General features: G+C 56.9%; 1 protein-coding gene and 1 pseudogene. Both read right to left on the bottom strand.

Annotated features, from left to right (window positions below; genetic code table 11):
• Positions 1-492 (bottom strand): ArdC-like ssDNA-binding domain-containing protein (locus AUR66_RS03170; protein ID WP_231727738.1); only part of this gene is annotated, 492 nt, incomplete at its 3' end.
• Between the two features lie 74 nt (positions 493-566).
• Positions 567-773, bottom strand: a pseudogene (locus AUR66_RS23225) (hypothetical protein); the annotation flags it as partial.
• Positions 774-870 lie beyond the last annotated feature (97 nt).

Below are 870 nucleotides of genomic sequence, written 5' to 3'. Positions count from 1 at the left end.
TGCCTCGGTATCCAGTTCTGGAAGTGGCTCGCCCTCTGTCTGGGAGATGTCGAATACTGGAACGGGTTTGAAACTGAGCAGTTGGGTCGTCCACTCTTCGGGGGGAATCCCGTCGCTCTCGCAGGCGTCGTCATGTCTGGACTTCGTCTCGCCGCACACTGGACACGTCTTCGCTATGATTGGTGCCCAGATCCAGATTGCTGACTCCCCCTTCGACACCTGTCTGTCGAAGTCGTCTTGCCACGTCCGGTAGCCTGCAACCCGAGTTGCGTTCGGACACTGGAGTGCGATGAGCAGGCTGTTGCGAGCCGAGTAGTCGTGGAAGCGACTCTGGACGTCGAGCCAGTCTTTGAACACCTCGCTTTCTCGTGCCTGTTCTACTTCATCAACGAGGTCTGCAAGCCACTCGTCGACGACGAGGTGCATTTCGTCTTCTCGGGTGGTTCGGTCACTGAACGATGCCTTTCTGTAGGTGGTTTCTGTCGTAGCCATCTGAACTCATCGGGGAGTGATTCCCCGCACCCATCAGGGGATAGATAAAATCTCAGTCGCCGTCCACCGTCCAGTCACTGGGTCGACCACAGCGTCTCAAGTCGATGCTCGATAGCAGTAAGAACAGTCGAGTACACTTCGAGAGGATGGAGAGAAGAGAGGGAAAGGTCAGTGACATCCTCTGCATCTGGAGGCTGATGAAAATGCAATCGTGCGTTGTGGGTGTTGGGGTGTCGATCCCAGCGGCATTCCCACTGAGCACCCTCTTGCTCTTCGACATAGTCATCAACCCACGACTGAAGTCGTGGGCTTGTCCGTGGACTCCCGGTCTGCCTCCGACGTGGAGTAGGCGGTGTACTCGCCGTTCCCGTTCAGCGC

The organism is Haloferax profundi, assembly GCF_001469865.1.
GTDB classification, from domain to species: Archaea; Halobacteriota; Halobacteria; order Halobacteriales; family Haloferacaceae; genus Haloferax; species Haloferax profundi.
This window is presented reverse-complemented; position numbering and strand designations above follow the sequence as displayed.